The following is a 21,229-nucleotide window of genomic DNA, read 5'->3' as shown; positions in this document are numbered from 1 at the left end:
CGGGCTGCCCTGTCCGCGGACGATGCGGCTCAAGACCTGCCCCATTTCTGGTTGGTTCCCCCGTTGCAGGTCCAGATCTCCAGCAGGGTGCCGTTGGCGGTGCCGTGGCCCGTGGCATCCAGGCACTTCCCGGAGCCGGTGTTGACGACGGTACCGTCAGAACGAAGAGTCCACAGCTGTGCGCCGGTGCCGTTGCAGTCGTAGATCTGCACCGGGGTGCCGTCCGCGGTCCCCGCCGAGCGGACGTCCAGGCACTTGTTGCCGTAGACGGTCAGGCGCCCGGACGCGTCGGACGTCCAGGACTGGTTGGCGCCGCCGTTGCAGTCCCACAGTGCGACCTGGGTGCCGTTGGTCTGGGTCGCATTGGGGACGTCCACGCACCGCGATGACTCCTGTCCGCGCAGGACACCGGTGGAGCTGGGCACAGTAGTGCTGCCGAGGGCGGCGACCAGGGCCTCGGCCGCGCTCGCCTGGGTGGTGGGTGTCCACAGCGAGAACGGACCGACGAAGGAGTTGCCCTGCTGTCCGGAGCTGTTGGTATCGGTGGCCAGGATCGAGTTGGCCGTCGTGGCGAGGAACGTGTCGTACTGGGCGGTCCCCGTGGCGGTGGCCAGGGCCCGCAGGTAGCGGGCGAAGATGCCCTTGAACGCCGATCCGTCACCCGTGCAGTTGGGCTCGCAGCCGTCGTAGAGCACGCCGTTGTGGTTGAAGCGGGCGACCGCTGCGGCGGCGATGGAGTTCGCGGTGGTCAGCAGTGAGGTGTCGCCGGTGGCCCGGGACTGCTCGATCAGGCCTTGGAGGATCACTCCCTGGTTGTAGGAGTAGTTCGCCGTGCTGAATGTGCAGGTGGGAACGTTGAGACCGTCGCGGACCAGGTTGCCGCTGATGAGGCCCGAGTTCTTGAACCAGTTCCATTCGGCGGTCGCCCAGCCGCCGTAGGTGGTGTCGCCGGGGATGCGGTTGTGCAGGCCGGCGGTCGCGGCAAGGAAGAGCTCGTTGGCGATCGAGGCCTTGTACTGCTTGGCGGTGCTCCAGTAGACGCCGCCGCCACAGGTGGAGTCCCAGTAGTTGTGCATGTAGTTGGTGGTCGTCCTGGCCATGTTCAGGTAGTCGGTGTTGCCGGTGATGTCGTAGGCCTGGATCCAGACCAGGGCCCACCAGCCGGTGTCGTCGATGTAGTCGTTGGTGAAGCTGCTGTTCTTGGCGTACGCACCGGAGATGGCGTAGTCGTACTGCGAGTCGCCGGTGGCCTGGTGGTAGGTCATCACCGTGCTCAGCGACACTGCGGAGGTCCACCAGCCGCCGGCGTCGATCCGGCCGCTGTTCGCGTTGTACGACTGCATCAGGACGGCGATGCTACTGGCCGCCGGGGTCTGGGCAGCCTGGGCGCTGCCGACGTTCGGGGCCAGCAGTGCCAGCCCCAGCACGGCGACCGACACCCGTGCGGCCCATTTCCTCAGGATGCCTATGTTCATGATCTGCTCCGTTTCCGGTGGTTCGCGGTCACCCCGCGGCCGGCGGTGCGTGATTGGGGTATGGCAACGTTGTCAGAGGGATCGCATGTCAGCCCTCTTCGCATGTTCGAACATGTTGGATGTGCTTCATCGCCGGAGGGCGAGAGCGCTCTCCGAAGCTAGCCAGAGGTAACCTGCACGTCAATGCTCCGCGCACATGGTCGGACCACTGGGCCGTCAACTGACTGACCATACCGCCTCATTGCCCCCCTTTCCGCGAATCTGCGACGCGCATTGTTTGATGTCTGTGCACCCATGTTGGCTATTCTGGTCGGTTTCGTTGACAGCTGTTGCACACGTCCTCTTCACTGTGCGGGATCCCCCTCGGCCCGACGGCACTGCCGTCCGCACCCTGGAGCTGGAGCAAATGAACCGATGGCGCCTCCCCCTGACGGTCTGTCTGCTGGTCCTCGGACTCGCCGTACCCGCCGTATCCACCACATCCGCCCATGCGGCAACCGCCGCCGCGGTGTCCGATCCGGCCTCCCTGGTCAACCCCCTGCTGGGGACCTCGAACCAGGGCAACACCTTTCCCGGCGCCGACATGCCGTTCGGGATGGTGTCCTGGAGCCCCGACACCCCGTCCCGACCACCGGGGGGCGACTACGCCTACTCTGACAACGTTGTCACCGGTTTCAGCCTCAACCACCTGTCCGGACCGGGCTGCGGAGCGATGGGCGACATCCCGGTGCTGCCCACCACTGGCGGTATCGACGGCAACGCGACCGACAGCTTCTCGCACAGCAATGAGACCGTCAGCGCGGGCTCGTACGCGGTCAAGCTCGGCAACGGCGTCACCACCGAGCTGACCACCACCGCCCGGTCCGGGATGGCGCGCTTCACCTTCCCTGCCACCACGCAGGCGAACCTGCTGTTCAAGCTGAACGCCGACAAGGCCACCAACCTCCACTTCACCAAAGTCAGCAGCACCGAGGTGAGCGGATCGGTGGACGCCGGACTGTTCTGCGCGGCCGCACCGTCCTACACCGCGTACTTCGACATGGTCTTCGACCAGCCCATCACCGGCACCGGCAGCTTCACCGGCGGCGACTCGATCACCTTCAACACCACCGCCAACCAGGTGGTGCAGGCCAAGGTGGGCCTTTCGTACGTCTCGATCGCCGGGGCCACGGCCAACCGGGTTGCCGAGAACGCCGGTTGGGACTTCAACGGCACCCGCACCGCGGCCCACAACGCCTGGAACAGCGTGCTGGGCAAGGTCGCGGTCACCGGAGGCACCAGCGACCAGCAGAAGGTGTTCTACACCTCGCTCTACCACGCGCTGCTGCACCCGAACCTGCTCAGCGACTCCGACGGCAGGTACATCGGATTCGACAAGCAGGTGCATACCGTTTCCGGGGCGCAGAAGGCCCAGTACGGCACGTACTCCGGCTGGGACATCTACCGCACCCAGGCGCAACTGGAGGCGCTGGTAGCTCCGCAGCAGGCCAGTGACAGCGCGCAGTCGCTGGTCAACGACTACGCGCAGGCCGGCTTCTTCCCCAAGTGGTCGCTCAACTCCGCCGAGACCCAGGTGATGAACGGCGACCCGGGTCCAGCGATCCTCGCCGACTACTACGCCTTCGGCGCGCGTGCCTTCGACACCGCCACGGCCAAAGCGGACATGATCAAGGAGGGCACCACCACCAACCCCATCCGCATGGGCTTGGACCTGCAGACGAAGTACGGGTTCCTGCCGTCCGACGGCACCTACCCCAAGGACTTCTACGGCTCGGTGGCCACCCTGCTCGAGTACAGCGCGCAGGACTTCGCCACCTCCGCCTTCGCCGGCGCCCTGGGCGACACCACCACCCAGTCGCAGTTCGCCAACCGCGCGCAGGACTGGAAGAACGTCTTCAACACCTCCTCCGGGTTCATGCAGCCCAAGCTGGCGAACGGCAGCTGGCGCACCGGATTCGATCCGACCAGCAGTGACCAGTTCGTCGAGGGCACCTCCTGGCAGTACACCGGCGCGGTCCCGCACAACATCCGCGGACTCGCCGACGCCATGGGCGGCAACGCCAAGATGGCGGCCTATCTGGACAGCGTGCTGTCCGACTTCCACGGCTCCGGCGGCTCGCACGCCGACCTCGGCAACGAGCCTTCCATCGAACTGCCCTGGGAGTACGACTACGTCGGCCAGCCCTGGAAGACCCAGAAGATCGTCCGCCAGGTCCAGGACCAGCTCTGGCCGGACAACGCGGCCAACTGGAGCGTGGGCAACGACGACCTCGGCACGATGAGCGCCTGGTACGTCTGGTCGGCCATGGGCGTCTACCCGGAGACCCCCGGCACCTCCGACCTGGCCCTGGGCAGCCCGCTGTTCACCAATGTGACAGTCACGCTGGGCAACGGCAGCACCATCAGTGTCAACGCCCCTCAGGCCGCGGACAACGCCCCCTACATCCAGAGCGCCACGCTCAACGGCGCCGCCTGGAACAACGCCTATCTGCCGGCGACCTTCGCCACCAACGGCGGCACACTCAACCTGACCCTGGGCACCGCCGCCGACACCAACTGGGCAACCGGGGCCAGCTCCGCGCCGCCGTCCTACAACGGCGACGGCGGCGCCAAGCCGCCCGGCCCGGCCTCGGGTTCGACGGGTCCGGTGCTGTCGGGCATCGCGGGCAAGTGCATCGACGACAACACCGCCTCCACCACCAACGGCAACAGGATCCAGTCCTGGTCGTGCAACGGCTCGGCAGCGCAGCAGGTGACGGTGGCCGCCGACGGCAGCCTGCAGATCCTCGGCAAATGCCTGGACATCCCCAACAGCACCGCCAACGGCACCCTGATCGGCCTGTGGGACTGCAACGGCGGCGCCAACCAGAAATGGACCTACAACACCACGACCAAAGCCCTGGTCAACCCCAACTCCGGACGCTGCCTCGACATCCCCAACGCCTCCACCACCGACGGCACCCAACTCGAGATCTGGGACTGCAACAACGGCACCAACCAACAATGGACCCTCCACACCTGACCCGACCCGAAGACCGCACTGTCACCCACCTCCCACCCGGAAGGCGTCAACCATGCACCAAACCAAAAGGCTTGTACCCCTGTGGATACTCGCCCTGCTCGCCGCGCTGCTCGCGGTGAGCGTGAGCCCGGCCCAGGCAGCCTCCACCACCACGATCTCCGTGGACGGCAGCCAGGGCGGTCGTACCTTCGACGGCATCGGGGCGATCAGCGGCGGCGGGGGCAACTCCCGTCTGCTGACCGACTACCCGGCGGCCCAGCAGTCCCAGATCCTGGACTACATGTTCAAGCCCGGCTACGGGGCGAACCTGCAGTTGCTGAAACTGGAGATCGGCGGCGACGCCAACTCCACGGACGGCTCCGAACCGTCCATCGAGCACAGTCGCGGTGTGATCAACTGCAATGCGGGCTACGAGTTCTGGTTGGCCCAGCAGGCGCAGCAGCGCAACCCCAACATCGGGTTCTACGGCCTGGCCTGGGCCGCTCCTGGGTGGATCAACAACGGCTTCTGGTCCACCGACACGATCAACTACCTGATCTCGTGGCTCGGCTGCGCCAAGTCGCACAACCTGAACATCAAGTACCTGGGTGGCTGGAACGAGCGCGGCCACGACGTCAACTGGTACATCCAGCTGCGCTCCGCACTGAACGCGGCCGGCTACTCCGGCGTGCAGATCGTGGCCGACGACAGCGGCTGGAGCACGGCGGACGACATGAAGTCGAACTCCGCGTTCAACAACGCAGTCTCGATCATCGGGGCGCACTACTCCTGCAACGGCGGTGACGGAGGCAACGCGGACTCCTGCTCCAGTACGGCCGTCGCGCAGGCCAACGGCAAGCCGCTGTGGGACAGCGAGAACGGCTCGCAGGACATGAACACCGGGGCTCCCGCCCTGATCCGGGCCATCACCCGGGGCTACATCGACGCGAAGATGACCAGTTACTTCAACTGGCCGCTGATCGCCGCGATCTACCCGAACCTGCCGTACTCCACGGTGGGTCTGGCCACGGCCGGCTCTCCCTGGTCCGGGAACTACAGCATCGGTGCCAGCACCTGGGCCACCGCGCAGGTCACCCAGTTCACCCAGCCCGGCTGGAAGTTCATCGACTCCGCCTCCGGCTATCTCGGCGGATCCGAGTCCAACGGCAGCTATGTCACGGTGAAGTCGAACACCGGCTCCGACTACTCCACGATCCTGGAGACCACCACAGCCGGCGCGGCCCAGACCGCCAACTTCACCGTCAGGGGCGGTCTCTCCACGGGCACCGTGCACGTGTGGTCGACCAACGTCAACAACCCGAGCGTGGCGACCAGCTTCGTCCACAGCCAGGACATCACCCCGAACAACGGCTCGTACTCGCTGACCATGCAGCCGGGCTACGTCTACACGGTCACCACCACGACCGGCCAGGGCAAGGGCACCGCGACCGCACCGGCCGCGCACTCGCTCGCACTGCCCTACAGCGACAACTTCGACAACGACGCCAGCGGGACGGAGGCGAAGTACTTCGCCGACATGCAGGGTTCCTACGAGGTCCAGCCCTGCACGGCCGGCCGGTCCGGCCAGTGCCTGCAGCAGATGGCGCCGGTCAAGCCCATCGAGTGGCAGGACGACTCCGACTCCTACTCGCTGGTGGGCGACCCGAGCTGGTTCAACTACACCGTCAGCGCGGACGCCATGCTGAGTGCCCCGGGTACCACCGAGCTGATCGGCCGGGCCAACACCCAGCAGCGTCCGCAGTCGCACATGAACGCCTACTACTTCCGGATCAGGGACACCGGGCAGTGGTGGATCGAGAAGATGCTCACCGACGGGTCCAACCACACGCTGGCGACCGGCACCACCACGGCGCTGGGTACCAACAAGTGGCACAACCTGTCCTTCAAGTTCCAGGATTCGCAGATCAGCGCTTCGGTGGACGGCAACACCGTCGGTACGGTGACCGACACGTCCTTCGCGACCGGTCAGGCCGGCCTGGGCATCCAGGGCTACCGGACCGACCAGTTCGACAACCTGTCGATCGTCGCCGGCACCGGGACCCCGCCCCCCGTCAAGGGCCAGATCACTTCCGGTATCGCCGGCAAGTGCCTGGACGACTACACCGGCTCCTCCACCGCGGGTGCCGCGGCTGTCATCTGGGACTGCAGCAGCTCCGGCTCGCAGTGGACCCCCGTGAATGGAACGCTGCAGGTCAACGGCCTCTGCCTGGACGTGACCGGCGCCGGGACGGCCAACGGCACCCTGGTCGGCCTCTGGACCTGCAACGGCCAGGCCAACCAGCAGTGGCAGGTGCAGAACGGCGGGCTGGTCAATCCGAGCAGCGGTCGCTGCCTCGACGACCCGGGATTCAGCACCACCAACGGCACGAAGGTCGACATCTGGGACTGCGACGGCGGCGTGAACCAGCACTGGACGCTGCCGTCCTGACTCCGGAGCAGAAACGGTTCGTGGGCTGCCGCTGCCTGGCGGCGGCCCACGAACCGCCCCGCGTGCGCCGCCGGATTCCGCGCCGCCGGCCGGGCGGGGGCCGCGTGTGCGGCCGTCGTGGTGTCGAGCGGGGCGGAGTGATCACAGAGTGGTCCTCCAGCGGGGTGCGTCGAGGTCGGGTTCGTCAGGGCTGGTGAAGTGGAACGGTACGGTGAAGTGTTCGGCCAGGGCGCGGCCGACCGTCGTTGCCTCCTGTGCTTCGGGCCATGGAGGGACCGTGCCGTTGAACAGCCGCATGTCGCTGCCGTGCCGGATGCTCGCGAGCGGGTGTTCGGCAGCCGGGTCGTCCGTCAGCGCCATCAGGTACACGTACCACCCGTCGGTGTCGCCGTCCCAGAGTGCCTCGATGGCCGCCGGCCGACCGGGCAGGGCTTCCACTTTCTGCGTCAGGGTCTGCAGGCTCAGCGGCGGGGTCGGGTAGCGCTCGAAACGCTGTCCCAGCTCCCGGTAGCGCTCCACGACCACGTCGAGCGCTTCGTACAGGCCCGGCCTGGAGTCGTCCGGGAACGCCTCGCGCAGGCGCTTGACCGCCGCGAGTCGATGATCCGAGCGAACCAGGTCATCGACAGCGGAACGGTCAGCGGCCGGCAGTTCGGCCCAGAAGGGGGAGTCCATGACGGTATTCAAGCGGTCGACGCCGCAGTCCCTGCACCCAGGGCGCCGCTACACCGCGGTGTCGGCAGGCAGACCCACCTTGGTCAGGGCAGCGGTCGACGTCAAGGGGGTCGGTGCCGCCGACGGGGAGTCGGGCGATCTGCTCGGCGAGGCGTTGCTCAAGGTGGAGTGGTGGCCGGGCTCAGCTGTCGTGCCGTGCGGGTGTCGACCGCCGTGCCCTGCGCAGCAGCAGTACGCCGAGGAGGAGGACCACCGCGCCGACGGCGGCGAGAGGAGCCGCGTCGGACCCGGTGGGTGCCAGGGTGCCACTGGCGCTGCCTGTACCGGCCCCTGTGCCGGCACCGATGGTGGGCGTCCCGCCCGTGGTCCCGCCGGCGGTGCCGCCCGATGTTCCCGCAGCACGTCCGGCGATCACGATGCGGAGCAGGGATGCGTCGTTGGACGGGTTGGGGTCCCGGACGGTCGTCGAGCCCAAGTGGGCCGGGATCTGCATGGTCCTGCCCGCCAGGTTGGCATCGAACGTCCAGACGAGGGTGAAGGTGGTGCTGGTGCGGGGTTCCAGTGGCTTGTCGATTTCACAGTAGAGGTATCCCGCGTCCGCCCAGCAACGTCGGTCCTCGGTCGTGATGTGCCAGCCGTTGGGGAAGAGGTCCGGGGTGATCGGCAGGTAGGCGGCCTGCGTCTCGGCGTCGGGGCCGTAGTTGGTCATCACCAGGTCGGTGCGGACCGGGACGCCGGTGGCGACCTTCTCCTTCGGGGCGGTCCACTTCATGCCCCAGTCCGAGCCGGGGTCCGCCGACAGCGACAAGGTCGCGGTGTTGTTCTGCGGGTTGACGTCGACCGCGGTGCCGATGTCTGCGGCGACCGTGACGGGCAGCTTGGTGCCGACCGGAACGCCTGCTCCCACCCGCAGCTTCAGCTCCCACTGGGATTCATCGGCCGGGGGAACTGCCCGGCAGGTGATGGACCGGGCCCCGGCTGCGGGAGTGCAGAAGGTGAGGGACTCATCGCCCCGGGCTGTGGACGGCACATAGGTGAGGCCGGGCGGCAGGGTCATGGTGAACGCCAGCGCCGGAAGGCTCCCCGAGATCAGCCGGGCGTCGCCGGTCACGTAGAGCTCGCGCCCCGGTGCGATCCGCGTGTCCGTGCCCTCAGTGACCTCCACCGACGCCACGGCGTCGACCTCCCCGGGCCCGGCCGTGGCCGTGGGTCCGGCCGTCGCCTCGGGGTGCGCCCCGGTCGGCACGGTGGTCGCGGCGTCAGCGGGCGTGGAGGCACGTGCCTGCGAGGGTCCGCCGGGTGTGGCGGATCCGGTCGAGCCAGCCGTCACGCCCTGGGCCGAGGCCGCTGCTGGGCCCAGGACCAGCAGCGCGGTAACCGCTGCGCCCACTAAGGAACGTGTCACTCCTGGTCGCATCTGGCGCGCCTTTCGTTGAAGTTCTGCCAATGCCAAGGCAGTTGACCATGGGAAGAGGGTTTGAGTCTCGCAGATGGAGGGCCGGTTGGCTGCCGCGTGGCACAGGTTTCCACCTACGGTGGCAACTGCTCCAGGATCGCGGGCAGTCGTCTGTATCCGTGACGCCCGGTCCGCTGATCGTTGAACCGTGTGGCTGCGCGGTACCTCGTTGATCGGAGTGTCGGGGCGGCCCGGCATAATGACGCGGTGCCGATAGCCGAGAACTCTGACCCGTGCGCCTCCGACGAGCCGGAACCGACGGGAGCTGACCCGTTCGCCGGACTCGTTCTTGACGAGGACTTCGTTCGCGGGGCCGGAATCAAGGAACCGACGGCACGCACCCGGATGCTCACCGCACGCTGGCGGATGGAGCGGCCGGTGGATCCGGGCGGCCGCCGCTGGTCTCGCGACGACCCCGGCCCGACCCGTCGGCGCACGAAGCGGGCCAGGCTCGCGTCCAGACTCGGCACAGGGGTGGTGATCGCCATCGCCGTCGCTGTCGCGCTCGTCGTCATCGGCACCGTTCCGGGCGGCGGCCCATTCTCCTCCGGCGGCTCCCCGCGGGACGTCCTGCCCGCGCATGCGGCGGGATCACCGCGTCCGTCGACGGACGTCGCGCTGAGCGGCGGCGGGACCTCCGACGGCAGTGAGTGCGGCAAGCAGGGATTCCACCACTTCACCGGGACCGATACCGCTGCGCCCGCAGGTACAGTCGCCGCTTCCTCGGCCTCCGGGCCCTCCGACACTGCGCCGCCGGGACCGGAACTCACCCTCGGGTCCTACGGGTTTTCCCAGGATGCCGGGGAACCCGGGCACTTCACCATCGACCTCCTGTTCGGACCGGGCGCTAGCCGGTCGCTGGACCTGTCCCTGCCGCTGGGTCCGCAGGGGGTGGCAGTGGAGATCGAGGGCCCCGACGGGCTTGTCGGCGGCGCCTACGGCCTGCCGGCAAAGCTCGGCGACGGCACGGCGCGCACCCCGCAAGGGAAGATCAGCATCGGATCTTCGGACGGCGCGACCGCTGAGGTCACGCTTCCTGCCCAGGCGCTCTGCCCGGGCATCGATGCACTCGGTGTCCAGCAGCGCCTCAGCCCGCCGATCGACTCGACGAACACCATCACCGGACCGGCACCGTACACGCTCACCGTCTCCATCGCCGACCCGGCGATCGGCGCGCTCCGGCGCGCAACGGGTTCCCCGCTCCAGGGTGACGTACTCAGCGGCACCAACCAGCTTCCCCAGTAACCCTCAGGCCGCCCGCGACGGCTCGGCGGGCCTGTACGTGAAGGGCTCTGTCCCGTAGTCGGCCCTGTCGCCGTGCTGAAGGTGCCGGAGTAAGGGAGTTGACCGCCCGCCGGCTCGGCGTGGACGGTCCCGGCGGAAGACCGGCTGCTGGTTGGACCTGGACGGCAGGACCGTGTCGTGTCCGGCCAGGCCGGCCGGCCCAAGGCCATCGACGACGACATGCCTGCCCTGAGAGAACCTGGGTGGTCGCCGGGGAAATGGAAGAGGCTGTCAGCGACCTCGACGAGGAGAGCAAGAGGCTGGAGGATCTTTTGTTCAATCTTTATCTCCACCGGCCTTGAGGTCGACCTCCGTATGTGGGCGAAGGGGATACCTGCCGACATATCCTGGAGAAATTTGAAGAGCTCGGCGGCTGGTCCCAGGATTTATCAATGGAGCGGAATTTGACGTCACCGTGGCCGTGCGGATGTCCGCGCGTGAGGTGGAAGCGATGTCTCGCTGCTCCGCACCGGTGAAGAGGACAGGTTCATCCTGATCGAGACCTGGGCGCCAACTGGAAATACCGCGCATAAGGCCCGGAAAGAGGACGGATTCTCTTAGTGAGGGTTGAGCGTAACCGGTTCTGTCGCTTTAATTGGGCGCCATGACATACGACGGGCTTCTCCGCCCCAGCCGCCGCTCCCTGCTCGCATTGACCGGCGCGAGTGCAATTGCCGCCGCGGCTGTACCTCTCAGTGCGGGGACGGCGTCAGCCGCCAGTTCTCCCGCACCGGGCTCCGCCCTGTTGGTGCCCTCCCCTCGACTCGACCTGAACAGTTCGTCAGACAACTGGATACGTGAGAAGGCCACCAGGGACACCACCATCATCCAGTCGTTCGGCTACGACAACGCCAACAAGAACATCTACCTTGCGCAGGTGACGCAGGCGGGCCTGCAACTCTCGGGCGAGTCCGCCCCCGTGAGCAGTGCGGACCGCAACCTGAACGGCGACCTGACCATAACCAAATGGGACATGTCCGGCAATGTTCTCGGCTACATGTACCTGCGCGGCTTCGGTCACGGCATGAACATGGGCGTCGAACCGGTCGGCGGTTCGGCCTATCTCTGGACGGAGGTCGACGCCGTTCCGCTGAGTGACGGCACCAGTCGCGGCACCCGCCTGGCCCGCTTCCCGTTCGTCAGCGGCAAGGTGCTCGACTCCACCTCCTCCTCCCTCGCCACCTACACACCCGCCCCGGGCTCCACGATCAACACCGCCACCGTCGACCCGGTCTACGGTCGACTCGGCATCCGGTACCGCGACACGGACGGCATCATGAAGTACCAGGTGCACGATCTCGACCTGGCGCGTCTCAACATCTGGAGCGAGCCGCTCGCGACCATCAGCGAGCCGGACATCACCGCAGTCCCCGGGTGGCCCCTCACCACCTACGGCCACCCGTTTCTGCAGGGCTACGCCGTCGTCGGCCAGTACCTCTACATGCTGCACGGCAACGCCTACGGGACGACCGAGTCGATCGGCGGCCAGGACGTCGTGATATCCCAGCCCAGCGTCGGCAACACGTTCATCAGCTGCGTGGACCTCACCACAGGCGCCTTCGCCCCTGCCCCGCCGTCCACCTTCAACCAGAACGTCAACCCCTGCTACACCGCTGCTGCCTACACGCTGGACTACCGCGAACCCGAAGGTCTGGGGGTCTACATTCCGGACCTCTCCCAGCCCGGTGTGTTCAGCATCGGCCTCGGGTTCGCCTCCGGCCCGGCCGGCGCCCGCCGGGCGACCATCTACGGCAAGACCGGGCTCGTCCAACCCTCCTGACGCGCACGGGAGACTGCCGATGGACGTGGCAGTCCTTCATTCCGCGCTCCGGGGTACGTGTCCGGCCTGATCACCCTCGCGGTTCCTCCATCTTCGCTGTGGCAGGGCCGGCGGGGGTGCCGGTGGGGGTCCGGCTCGTCACCCGGTGAAGGCGGCCCCGCCGGAAATCGCGGGTGTATTCCGGCGTGGACCGGATAGACGGTCATCGTGTACGCCATCCCCCCCGGTCGTACACAGCGGTGCCCCGGGACCACAGCCCCGGGGCACCTCCTCTTTCTCCACGGCCTGGACAGCGCCGATGGGTGGACGTTCGGATCTGTACGAGGCCTGACTCCCGGAGCGGTCCTCGCGCGGCCCGGTACCGGGCACAGTCGCGCAGTTCCTCCCAACCGGTCAGCCTCGGAGACCATTGAAGCCTGCGTAGGCTGCTCACCGGCCAAATTGGGGGTAGGCGGATGAAATCAGTCAGCTCGCTCTAGCCGTGGGGTGTCGTTCATGTCCGAGGATCCCGAGGAGTCCCTCGGCGACGGCACGTGGTTCCTGGACGGGGCCGCCGGAACCGTCAGCATGGCGCGCGATCGCACCCGCGGCTTCCTGGGCACCTGCCCACTGCCCATTTCCGCACAAGCCTGTGCCGATGCGTTGCTGCTGGTCAGTGAACTCGTCGCCAACGCGGTCCGTCATGCCCCGGGTCCTTGCGCCCTGTCCCTGAATCTGACCCAGCGGGCGCTGATCATCGCCGTCTCCGACACCGCACCCACCCTGCCGGCGCCCCGCGCCCCGGACCTGCGTGCGGGAGGCGGAGGGTTCGGCTGGACACTCCTGCGTCAACTGAGCCAGGCCGTCGACGTCCAGTCCCACCCCGGCGAAGGCAAGACGATCACCGCGCGGCTCGCCATCGTCCCCTCCGGGGCAAGCGGATCCGGCGCCTAGCTCGACCGCCGTGTAGGACCGGTCAGCGGGCGGCGGGGATGCGCAGGGCGAGCAGGACGGTGTCGTCCCCGGCGTGCTCGTCGGCGACCTGGTCCGCGATTTCCTCCAGCAGGGCCGGCAGCGGTGTGGACGCGCCGGCGGCCAGCAGCGCGGCGGTGTGGTCGATGGCCGTGTCCAGGTCGTGCCCGGCGCGTTCGATCAACCCGTCGGTGTAGAGCAGCAGGGTCGACCCCGGTTCGAGCACGACCGCGTGGTCGTCGCGTTCGACCGCGGCCAGGGTGTGGTGAAGCAGGGGACCGTGGTCGTTCAGTCGACTGACGTGTCCGTCGGGGTGCAGCAGGAGAGGTGGGGGATGTCCGGCGTTGGTCCAGGTCATGCTCCACTGGTCGTTCTCGTGGTGGAGGTGGGCGTGGACCAGGGTTCCGGAGGCGGGCAGGGGCAGGACGCGGCAGGCGTACTCCAGGGAGGCCAGCGCGGAGGCGGGGCCGTCGCCGTTCTTGATCAGGACGGCCTGGCGCAGCATGCTGCGGACCTGTCCCATCAGGGTGGCGGCGTGGATGTCGTGGCCGGTGATGTCGCCGACGGTGACGGCCAGGCCGGGGGCGCGGGTGCCGTGGGGGTGGGGGACGGGAAAGGCGTCGTACCAGTCGCCGCCGACCATGTCGTCGGCGGAGGCGGGGCGGTACAGGGCGGCGAGGTCCATGCCGGGCACGGTGGGCAGCTCGGTGAGCATGGCCCGCTGGAGCTGGTGGGCGACGTGGACGCGGGCGTCGAGGAAGACCGCGCGCTCCACCGCCTGGGCCGCGTAGCCGGCGATCGTGGTCAGCACGGCCGCCTCGTCCAGACCTACCGTGTGGTCGGTGTCCCAGCCCAGGACCAGGACGCCGACCGGGCCGCGCGCGGCGACCATCGGCAGGCAGACCGCGGAGGCGATCCCCAGCGAGTCGAACGCCGCCACCGGCGCGGGACCGTAGTGCCGAACCAGGTGGGCCCGGTCCGGGACAGCGACCATGCGGCGCTCCCGCAGCGCCCGCGCGGCGGCGAAACCGGCACCGCGGTCCATGCGCTCGACCGATTCCGGTGGAAGGACAGCGTCCAGGTCGGGCAGGCGGAGCAGCTCGTCGCCCTCCAGGAGCAGCAGGCCGATGTAGGAGGGCTTGAGGGCGCCGCTGACCAGGCTCCGCACCCGGCCGTGCACCTGGTCCACCGTGGCGCTGCCGGTCAGCTCTTCCGCGGCGCGCAGCAGCAGTTCGGCGCTGGTGAGGTCCTGGCGCACCTGGTGGGTCTGGGACTGGGCGCGGTGCTGGGCGCCGGTGGCGCGTTGGGAAGCGATCCGCAGCCGCAGCTCGGCCGAGCACGCCGCCGCCAGATCGGCCAGGTTCTCGTACTGCTGGGGAGTCCAGGGGTGTGAGGTCGTGTCGATCGCGCAGAGCACGCCCAGGGTGGCGTCCTGGTCGTCGGTCAGCGGCAGGCCGGCGAAGGCTGCCACCGTTCCTGCGGATGGCTCGCTCGTGCGAGTGTCGTCGATCAGGACCGGGGCGGCTGCGGCCACCACCTGCCGGACCAGCACCTGGACGGAGGGTGAGTCCTGCGGGGCACCGTGGCCGAGCCAGGTCGCCGGACCGGCAATGGCCGGGAACACCACGTTCTCTCCTTCCCGCAACGCTATGAGAGCGACCGGGACGTCCAGCAGGCGTGTGGTCAAACGGGCGAAGCGCTCCATGTCCTCATCCGGGGCCGCGCCCAGACCCGAGGCCCGCAAGGGGCCGGGTGCCACGGCATCGGTCATGCCTTCCACGCCCATCTGCTTTCCCACCCTTCCAACCCATGGCCCACAAGGGCCGCTGCATCACAACACGACCTCTACCCCGTCCCCGCCCAGGGATTTGTCATTGCCGTCCTCCTGCCGGGCGGCGCTCCCCGCGGGGAGGTGCGGATACGGCAGCGGGGGCAGGCGCCTGCGTGCGCCGACGTCGAGGTCCAGCGTTGTGACGACCCGCCCCGCGACCGGGGTCAGCGGTCGGCGTCGGTCGCGGCGGTGTCCTGCGGGCTGGCCTGCGGGCGGCTGTCCTCGTCCAGGAACTGCAGGACGGTGACGGCGAGCAGGACGGCTCGGCCGACCGGGCCGAGCCGCATCCCGCTGGACCGGGCCGAGTGGCGGGTGGCGTCGATTCCGGAGGACCACAGGGAGCGGACCTGGGCCGCGTGCCGTCCCGGGCCGCTGATCCAGGTGCCCAGGGCGACGGCGATGCCGAGGACCGCCACCGAGCGCACGGCCGTGCGCAGGAAGTGAACGAGTTGGTCGAAGACGGCCGCTGCGGTGACCAGTGCCCGGTGCCTGCGCCGGGCCGGTCACACGGCGGCGGCCAGGAGGGCGGTGAGGACGGCCAGCCAGTTGCCGAGGATCTGCAGCAGTCGGAAGCCGGTCTTCGCCGCCCCGATGTGCTGGGCGTCCAGGACGGTGAAGCTGGTGTGCACCCCGGGGACCTTCGACGCCACGGTCAGTCCGGAGTCCAGTCGCTGCTTGACCTGGTCGATCACCGGGGCCAGGTCGACCACCACGGAGTCGTCGGTGAGCCGGACCGCGCCGCCGCCCTGCCCGGTCAGGGCCTTGACCATGGTGGCGTGGACGCGCCGGTTGGCGTCGTTCCAGAAGGTGTGGAACCAGGAGCTGGGGACCACCGCGAGGGCCTGCTTCTGGACCAGGCCGGCGATGGCGTTCTCGATCGGGTCCCCGAGGCTGCCCAGCCCCTTGGCCAGCAGCGGCCGGTCCGCGGGTGCGGCCTGCTGGATCACCGTCTGCAGGCCGAGCAAGCCCGTTAACGCCGTTGGGGCTGGCTCAGGCCGACCGTCGAGCCAAGCGGTGTGCCCATCGGCGACCTGGGTGCTCAGGACCCGGGTACTCCGACGCACCGCCAGCCGGTCTGCGGCGGCGGGCGGGTGATCCGCCAGAGCCCCGCGATCTCGTAGTACACCCCGTTGACAACCTGCAGCAGGACCAGTGTGACCGGCCACAGCAGGGCGTTCAGCAGCGGCACCTCGTCCACCGGCAGCGTGTAGGCCGCCACCACCCGTACCGCTCCGTCCGCCACCATCGCCGCGGCCCAGATCACGGTGGACACCCGCCAGATCCGCCGGAACTGCGGCGAACGCTCCCACAGCACGTCCCACGAGGTGCCGTCGGAGCGGAACCGGCCCTCCAGCAGGGGGCGCGCGCCCTCGAAGACCAGCGGCCGCCGCGCCCGCACCGATCCCAGGAACCACACCCCTGCCAGAGCCGTCACCCAGCCGTCCCTGGCCAGGATGACCCTGGTGCTCCCGCTGACCAGCGAGGCGACCAGGCCCAGCAGCATCACCGCGGTCACGAAGGCCGCCATCGGGTCCAGGTGCCGCCGACGGCCGAACTGCACCGCCGCACTCACCACCGGCACCAGCGCCGAAGCGATCAGCGCCGGCCTGCTGCCCACACCGAGGGCCCTCAGACCGTAGTACGCGGCGAGCGGTAGCGCCACGTCGACCAGCAGCACCAGCGCCCGGCGCGCTCCTCCCGCAGGCATCACGGTCCGCCCCCTTCGGCTGCCGTGTCACCACTGTAGCGACGCGTCGCACTGGTCCTCCCCCGGCCCTGCGTCGCGTCGTTGTGCGCGGACCCGTCAGCGGCTCGGTGGGACCACTCCGTTCTCGTAGGCGAAGATGACCGCCTGGATCCGGTCGCGCAGCCGCAGTTTGGCCAGGACGCGGGCGACGTGCGTCTTGACGGTGGTTTCCGACAGGACCAGGCGGTCCGCGATCTCCTGGTTGGTGCGCCCCGATGCCATTTCTGTGAACACCTGCCGCTCGCGCTGGGTCAGCGGCGCCAGGACATCCGTCGGAGAGGCGCCGGAGCCGGTGGCGTGGAAGGTCGAGGCGTAGGTGTCGAGGAGGCGGCGGGTCGTACTGGGGGCCAGGATCGCCTCACCCGCGGCTACCGTGCGGATGCCGGCGATGAGTTCCTCGGTCCGGGCGTTCTTGAGCAGGAAGCCGCTGGCTCCGGCTTGAAGGCCGGCGAAGGCGTACTCGTCCACGTCGAAGGTGGTCAGGATGAGCACCTTGACGTCGGGCAGGTGGGCGGCGATGTGGCGGGTGGCCTCGATCCCGTTCGTCCCGGGCATGCGGACGTCCATCAGGACGACGTCCGGGCGCAGCGCCGCCGCCTGGGTGATCGCCTGGGCGCCGTTGGCCGCCTCTGCGACCGCTTCCATGTCGGACTGGGCGTCGATGATCATCTTGAAGCCGCGGCGCAGCAGGTCCTGGTCGTCGGCCAGCAGTACCCGGATCATGCGGCAGTGGCCGGGTCGGTCACGGCGAGGTCGGCGAGGACTTCCCAGCCTCCGCCGCGGGTCGGGCCGGCCTGGAACCGTCCCTGGTAGAGGGTGGTGCGTTCGCGCATGCCGGCGAGTCCGTGACCGGCTGCGGAAGCGTTTGCCGTGGTGGCGGGTTCGCCGTCGTTGGTGACCTGGATCCGGACCCGGTTCTCGCGGTGGATGAGGGTGACGGTGACGCGGCGGACGTTGCGGCTGTGTTTGAGCACGTTGGTCAGGCTCTCCTGGACGATGCGGTAGATCGTGAGCTGGGTGGTCGGCGCCAGGTGGCCCGGTTCGCCGGAGATTGACAGTTCCACGGTCAGGCCGGCCGAGCGGGCGATGGCGACCAGGTCCGTCAGTTGCTCGACGCCCGGTTGGGGCATGAGATCCGCCGGTCCGGCGCCGCGCAGGACGCCGAGGATGCGTTGCATCTCGCTCAGCGCCTGGCGTCCGACTTCCGAGGCCTGGGTCACGGTCTCGCGGATCGGGCCTTCGGGTGCGGTGGCGGCGACGGCGTCGTTGAGGGTGATCATGACGGCCAGGCTGTGGGCGATGACGTCGTGCATCTCGCGTGCCATCCGGGTGCGCTCCTCGGCGACCGCGATCCGGGCCTGGTGGTCGCGGTCGCGTTCGGCGGTCTCGGCGCGCTCGATCATCGAAGCCAGGTAGGCCCGCCGGGTGCGGACGTACAGGCCGATCACGAGGGCGGCGGTGACGGTGCCGGTGGCCATCAGGGCGGTCAGCCACTGGCGACCGTGCGGGGTCCATCGTGCGACGGCCATGATGACGCCGCTCTCGGCCACCACCAGGGCCAGGGCGAGCAGCCAGCGGCGTCGTTCCCAGGCGCCGAGGGAGTACAGCATGATCAGCACGGCCGGGGCTGCGGCGACGGCGATGACGCCGGTCAGCCAGGTGGCGAAGCAGATCGCGGCGACCAGGGCGGCGGCGGTCGCCGGGGCGCGGCGGCGCAGGGCCAGGGGCGCGGCAAGCGCGATGTCCCAGTACGGGGCGAAGGCGGTGCGGTGGTCGGGGCCGTAGAGGTCGGCCAGCGCCGCTACCAGGGCGACAGCACAGGCCAGCAGCACGTCCGGAAGAAGCGGACGTACTGCTGGCAGGGCTGTGCTGCGGTCGGCGGGCATGGCTTCAGCGTCCCACTCAGGCGTCGCGGCGGCGCAGGGTGATCGAGGCCGCGACGATCGCGGCCACAGCCCAGGCGCACAGGACGAGCACGCCGGCCCCCGGGGACAGGTGCGGTGCCTCAGGTTGGGCGACGGTGAACGCCTCACCCGCCTGGGAGGGGAAGAGCTGCGCGATGTGCTTGCCAGTGGAGCCGAACAGGCTGAACAGCTGGGGGACGACGAAGATCAGGGCGAAGAAGCTGACCAGTGAGCCGGGGGTCGAGCGCACCATCCAGGCGATCATCCCGCCGATGACCCCGGCCAGGACCATGTACAGGCTGGTGCCCAGGACATACCGCCACACCCCGGGGTCGGAAAGCGAGAATCCCGGACGGGACTGGCTGATCACGGCTTGCGAGACCAGGAAGGTGACGACGGTGGCTATCGTCATCACCACCGCCGTGATGACGAAGAAGACCGCCAGCTTGGCCCAGAGCACCGGCTGGCGCCTGGGGACGGCGGCGAAGGTCGACCGGATCATGCCGGTGCTGAACTCGCTGGACACGAACAGCACGCCCAGAGCGCCGATCAGCAACTGGCCCAGGAAGAAGCCCTGCAGCGGCGCCGAGGACGCCAGGTCGTTGGCGTCCTGGTTCCCGGTCAGATGGCGGGTGTTGAACCCGATGATCAGGCCGACGGCCAGCATGCCGACCACGGCCGCGCCCAGGACCGCCCAGGTCGAGCGCAGGCTGCACCACTTGATCCACTCGGACTTCACCGCCCGCCCGAGGGAGACCGGCTGGCTGTCGACGCGGGCCATGGCACCTTGCACTGCGGTCGTAGACCCGGTAATGGTGGTGGTCATGCGGCGTCCTCGGTGAACTCGACGGTGGAGCGGTAGTCGACCGAGTCGTCGGTCAGCGCCATGTAGGCCTCTTCCAGGGAAGCAGCGTGCGGGGAGAGCTCCAGGAGGACGATTCCGGCTGCCGCGGCGGTCCTGCCGATGTGGTCGCTGGTCAGGCCCTCGACCTCCAGCGTCTGGTCCGCGACGTCGCGCACGGTCACCTCGGGACCGGCCAGCAGTCCGGCGAGCTGGGCGGTCTGGGGCGAGCGGACCGTGACGACGTCGGCGGACGCCCCGGCGATGAAGTCCGCCATCGACTGGTCCCGCAGCAACCTGCCCTTGCCCACCAGGATGATGTGGTCGGCCGTCAGCGCCATCTCGCTCATCAGGTGCGAGGACAGGAACACCGTCCGGCCCTCGTCGGCCAGGCCCTTGAGCAGGTTCCGGATCCACCGCACCCCGTCCGGGTCCAGGCCGTTGACCGGCTCGTCGAGGATCAGCGTCTGCGGGTCCGCCAGCAGCGCCGAGGCGATGCCCAGCCGTTGACCCATCCCCAGCGAGAACGCGCCCGCACGACGGTCGGCCACATCACCGAGCCCGACCATGCCGATCACCTCGTCGACCCGCTTGGCCGAGATTCCCGCCGTGGCCGCCATCGCCAGCAGGTGGTTGCGCGCCGAGCGGCCGGTGTGCACGGCCCTGGCCTCCAGCAGCGCACCGACCTCGGCGAGCGGGCGGCGGTGGTCGGAGAACGGCTTGCCGTTCACGGTGACCGAGCCGGACGTCGGGGCGTCCAGCCCCATGATCATCCGCATCGTCGTGGACTTGCCGGCGCCGTTGGGGCCCAGGAAGCCGGTGATGACACCCGGCTTGACGGTGAACGTCAACCCGTCCACGGCCACCTTGTCGCCATAGCGTTTGGTCAGACCCTCGGCCTGGATCACGCGTCCTCCAAAAGATGTGCTGACTACCGCTTCAGCCTAGGAAGCCCGGCCTCCTGCCCGAGTCCTCCGCCCGAGGTGTCTTCAGAACCCCGGGGTCATCCACTCGGAGGACCCCCAGACCCGAAAGGGCCCCTCGAAGCCGAGCTCGGCCATCAACCGCCGGGCGGCTGGACGGCTGGGCGGTGCAGCGGGCGGCCTGGTGGCCGCCGCGGCGCAGGGCTTGGGTGACCCACCGGGCGCCGTTGACGGCAGGTCAAGCACCCGGCATGCGGGACAAGCGCCAAAGCAGTTGGGACCCGGCGCACCGCAGCCCCGCCGCTGGTGGGGACGGGTGCCGGAGCTGGATGCCGTTCGGCGCCTGAGTACCGGCGGCGGGTACCAGGGGATGGTTGTGGCCCGGTCACGGCCGCAGGGCCATGATGACGCTCTGGCCGGAGAGTTGGCGGGCAGAGTGGGAGGATTGTGAACCGGGTAGGGCTCGGGGGAACGGGGGCAGCCACAGTGAAGCGCACGAAAAGACTCGTAGCGGGGTGTCCGCAGTGTGCCGGTACCGGGGTGCGGACTGGTGGGTCCGAACCGGGTTGCGATGGCTGTTGGGGTACCGGTGTGGTTTACCGGGATACGGGAGAGCCGGCCACGAAGGCCGACGCCGGGACCGGGACCTTCCCGGACAGCGTGGTCTTCCTGGGGCTGATCGGGCTGAGCGCGGGCAGTGCCTGCGGCGTGTGGTGGCTGATCGAGTGGGTCCGGTCGCTGGTCGGCCGCTGACCGGGGCGGGACAGGCCGTCGAGATTGGCGTCGTTCACGGGGTCGGTGCTGGTCGTGCTGGCGCTGATCCGCGGGAGCCGGCCCGCCCTGGGGGGCGTAAGGGCGGCCTCTTGCGGTGGTTGGACGCTCCACCCGCCATCTTGAGTACTGCTGGTGGGG

17 protein-coding genes are annotated in these 21,229 nt (G+C 69.1%); 5 read left to right on the top strand and 12 right to left on the bottom strand.

Features of this window, described 5'->3' with window-relative positions:
* Positions 1–29: 29 nt before the first annotated feature.
* A complete protein-coding gene (locus tag ACEZDG_RS04355) occupies positions 30–1,475 on the bottom strand; it encodes a glycoside hydrolase family 76 protein (RefSeq protein ID WP_380502474.1) in 1,446 nt (481 codons plus the stop codon).
* 406 nt (positions 1,476–1,881) lie between these two features.
* On the opposite strand from ACEZDG_RS04355, the gene ACEZDG_RS04350 reads away from it, so the two are divergent.
* Both ACEZDG_RS04350 and ACEZDG_RS04345 read left to right on the top strand, forming a co-directional pair.
* On the top strand, positions 1,882–4,497 hold the full coding sequence (locus ACEZDG_RS04350; protein ID WP_380502471.1) for a lectin: 2,616 nt from the start codon (positions 1,882–1,884) through the stop codon (positions 4,495–4,497).
* Between the two features lie 52 nt (positions 4,498–4,549).
* Entirely contained in the window at positions 4,550–6,925 is a 2,376-nt protein-coding gene (locus ACEZDG_RS04345) for a ricin-type beta-trefoil lectin domain protein (protein WP_380502468.1), read from the top strand.
* Between the two features lie 141 nt (positions 6,926–7,066).
* Here the strand turns inward: ACEZDG_RS04345 and ACEZDG_RS04340 are convergent, their stop codons facing one another.
* Positions 7,067–7,600, bottom strand: a complete 534-nt coding sequence (locus tag ACEZDG_RS04340) for a hypothetical protein (protein ID WP_380502465.1) — start codon at positions 7,598–7,600, stop codon at positions 7,067–7,069.
* A 181-nt stretch (positions 7,601–7,781) separates the two neighbouring features.
* Positions 7,782–8,990, bottom strand: coding sequence for a hypothetical protein (locus tag ACEZDG_RS04335; protein ID WP_380502463.1), 1,209 nt, complete (start codon positions 8,988–8,990; stop codon positions 7,782–7,784).
* Positions 8,991–9,263: 273 nt separating this feature from the next.
* On the opposite strand from ACEZDG_RS04335, the gene ACEZDG_RS04330 reads away from it, so the two are divergent.
* The 3 genes from ACEZDG_RS04330 to ACEZDG_RS04320 all read left to right on the top strand — a co-directional run bounded on the left by ACEZDG_RS04330 (position 9,264) and on the right by ACEZDG_RS04320 (position 13,053).
* On the top strand, positions 9,264–10,301 hold the full coding sequence (locus ACEZDG_RS04330) for an SCO2583/SCO2584 N-terminal domain-containing protein (RefSeq protein ID WP_380502460.1): 1,038 nt from the start codon (positions 9,264–9,266) through the stop codon (positions 10,299–10,301).
* 787 nt (positions 10,302–11,088) lie between these two features.
* The gene (locus ACEZDG_RS04325; RefSeq protein WP_380502457.1) at positions 11,089–12,120 is read left to right on the top strand and encodes a phage baseplate protein; all 1,032 of its coding nucleotides are present in this window, start codon (positions 11,089–11,091) and stop codon (positions 12,118–12,120) included.
* A 495-nt stretch (positions 12,121–12,615) separates the two neighbouring features.
* Complete coding sequence (locus ACEZDG_RS04320; RefSeq protein ID WP_380502454.1) at positions 12,616–13,053, top strand: ATP-binding protein; 438 nt, start codon at positions 12,616–12,618, stop codon at positions 13,051–13,053.
* A 22-nt stretch (positions 13,054–13,075) separates the two neighbouring features.
* Here ACEZDG_RS04320 and ACEZDG_RS04315 read toward each other — a convergent pair whose 3' ends face one another.
* From ACEZDG_RS04315 to ACEZDG_RS04275, 9 genes are all read right to left on the bottom strand, one after another.
* A complete protein-coding gene (locus tag ACEZDG_RS04315) occupies positions 13,076–14,758 on the bottom strand; it encodes a PP2C family protein-serine/threonine phosphatase (RefSeq protein WP_380502451.1) in 1,683 nt (560 codons plus the stop codon).
* 308 nt (positions 14,759–15,066) lie between these two features.
* Positions 15,067–15,327: a hypothetical protein gene (locus tag ACEZDG_RS04310; RefSeq protein WP_380502448.1), complete on the bottom strand. Its 261-nt coding sequence runs from the start codon at positions 15,325–15,327 to the stop codon at positions 15,067–15,069.
* Positions 15,328–15,405: 78 nt separating this feature from the next.
* On the bottom strand, positions 15,406–15,867 hold the full coding sequence (locus tag ACEZDG_RS04305) for a hypothetical protein (RefSeq protein WP_380502445.1): 462 nt from the start codon (positions 15,865–15,867) through the stop codon (positions 15,406–15,408).
* A 74-nt stretch (positions 15,868–15,941) separates the two neighbouring features.
* Complete coding sequence (locus ACEZDG_RS04300; RefSeq protein ID WP_380502442.1) at positions 15,942–16,610, bottom strand: VC0807 family protein; 669 nt, start codon at positions 16,608–16,610, stop codon at positions 15,942–15,944.
* 96 nt (positions 16,611–16,706) lie between these two features.
* On the bottom strand, positions 16,707–17,372 hold the full coding sequence (locus ACEZDG_RS04295; protein WP_380502439.1) for a response regulator: 666 nt from the start codon (positions 17,370–17,372) through the stop codon (positions 16,707–16,709).
* Positions 17,369–18,535, bottom strand: a complete 1,167-nt coding sequence (locus tag ACEZDG_RS04290) for a sensor histidine kinase (RefSeq protein ID WP_380502436.1) — start codon at positions 18,533–18,535, stop codon at positions 17,369–17,371. Before ACEZDG_RS04290 ends, ACEZDG_RS04295 begins: the two co-directional genes overlap by 4 nt.
* Positions 18,536–18,551: 16 nt before the next feature.
* Positions 18,552–19,379, bottom strand: coding sequence for an ABC transporter permease (locus ACEZDG_RS04285; protein ID WP_380502433.1), 828 nt, complete (start codon positions 19,377–19,379; stop codon positions 18,552–18,554).
* Positions 19,376–20,302 (bottom strand): ABC transporter ATP-binding protein, encoded by a 927-nt coding sequence (locus ACEZDG_RS04280; protein WP_380502430.1) that lies wholly within the window; start codon positions 20,300–20,302, stop codon positions 19,376–19,378. Before ACEZDG_RS04280 ends, ACEZDG_RS04285 begins: the two co-directional genes overlap by 4 nt.
* A 611-nt stretch (positions 20,303–20,913) precedes the next feature.
* Entirely contained in the window at positions 20,914–21,108 is a 195-nt protein-coding gene (locus ACEZDG_RS04275; protein ID WP_380502427.1) for a hypothetical protein, read from the bottom strand.
* Positions 21,109–21,229 lie beyond the last annotated feature (121 nt).

Origin of the sequence: Streptacidiphilus alkalitolerans, from assembly GCF_042511045.1 — a bacterium.
GTDB classification, from domain to species: domain Bacteria; phylum Actinomycetota; class Actinomycetes; order Streptomycetales; family Streptomycetaceae; genus Streptacidiphilus; species Streptacidiphilus alkalitolerans.
The sequence above is the reverse complement of the archived record's forward strand: the minus strand, read 5'-3'. Positions and strand labels throughout refer to the sequence as shown.

Bases quoted from the DNA above. Each gene is read 5' to 3' on its own strand.
- ACEZDG_RS04295 (WP_380502439.1), bottom strand. From the start codon at position 17,372: ATGATCCGGGTACTGCTGGCCGACGACCAGGACCTGCTGCGCCGCGGC.
- ACEZDG_RS04350 (WP_380502471.1), top strand. From the start codon at position 1,882: ATGAACCGATGGCGCCTCCCCCTGACGGTCTGTCTGCTGGTCCTCGGA.
- ACEZDG_RS04355 (WP_380502474.1), bottom strand. From the start codon at position 1,475: ATGAACATAGGCATCCTGAGGAAATGGGCCGCACGGGTGTCGGTCGCC.
- ACEZDG_RS04320 (WP_380502454.1), top strand. From the start codon at position 12,616: ATGTCCGAGGATCCCGAGGAGTCCCTCGGCGACGGCACGTGGTTCCTG.
- ACEZDG_RS04300 (WP_380502442.1), bottom strand. From the start codon at position 16,610: ATGCCTGCGGGAGGAGCGCGCCGGGCGCTGGTGCTGCTGGTCGACGTG.
- ACEZDG_RS04340 (WP_380502465.1), bottom strand. From the start codon at position 7,600: ATGGACTCCCCCTTCTGGGCCGAACTGCCGGCCGCTGACCGTTCCGCT.
- ACEZDG_RS04290 (WP_380502436.1), bottom strand. From the start codon at position 18,535: ATGCCCGCCGACCGCAGCACAGCCCTGCCAGCAGTACGTCCGCTTCTT.
- ACEZDG_RS04285 (WP_380502433.1), bottom strand. From the start codon at position 19,379: ATGACCACCACCATTACCGGGTCTACGACCGCAGTGCAAGGTGCCATG.
- ACEZDG_RS04345 (WP_380502468.1), top strand. From the start codon at position 4,550: ATGCACCAAACCAAAAGGCTTGTACCCCTGTGGATACTCGCCCTGCTC.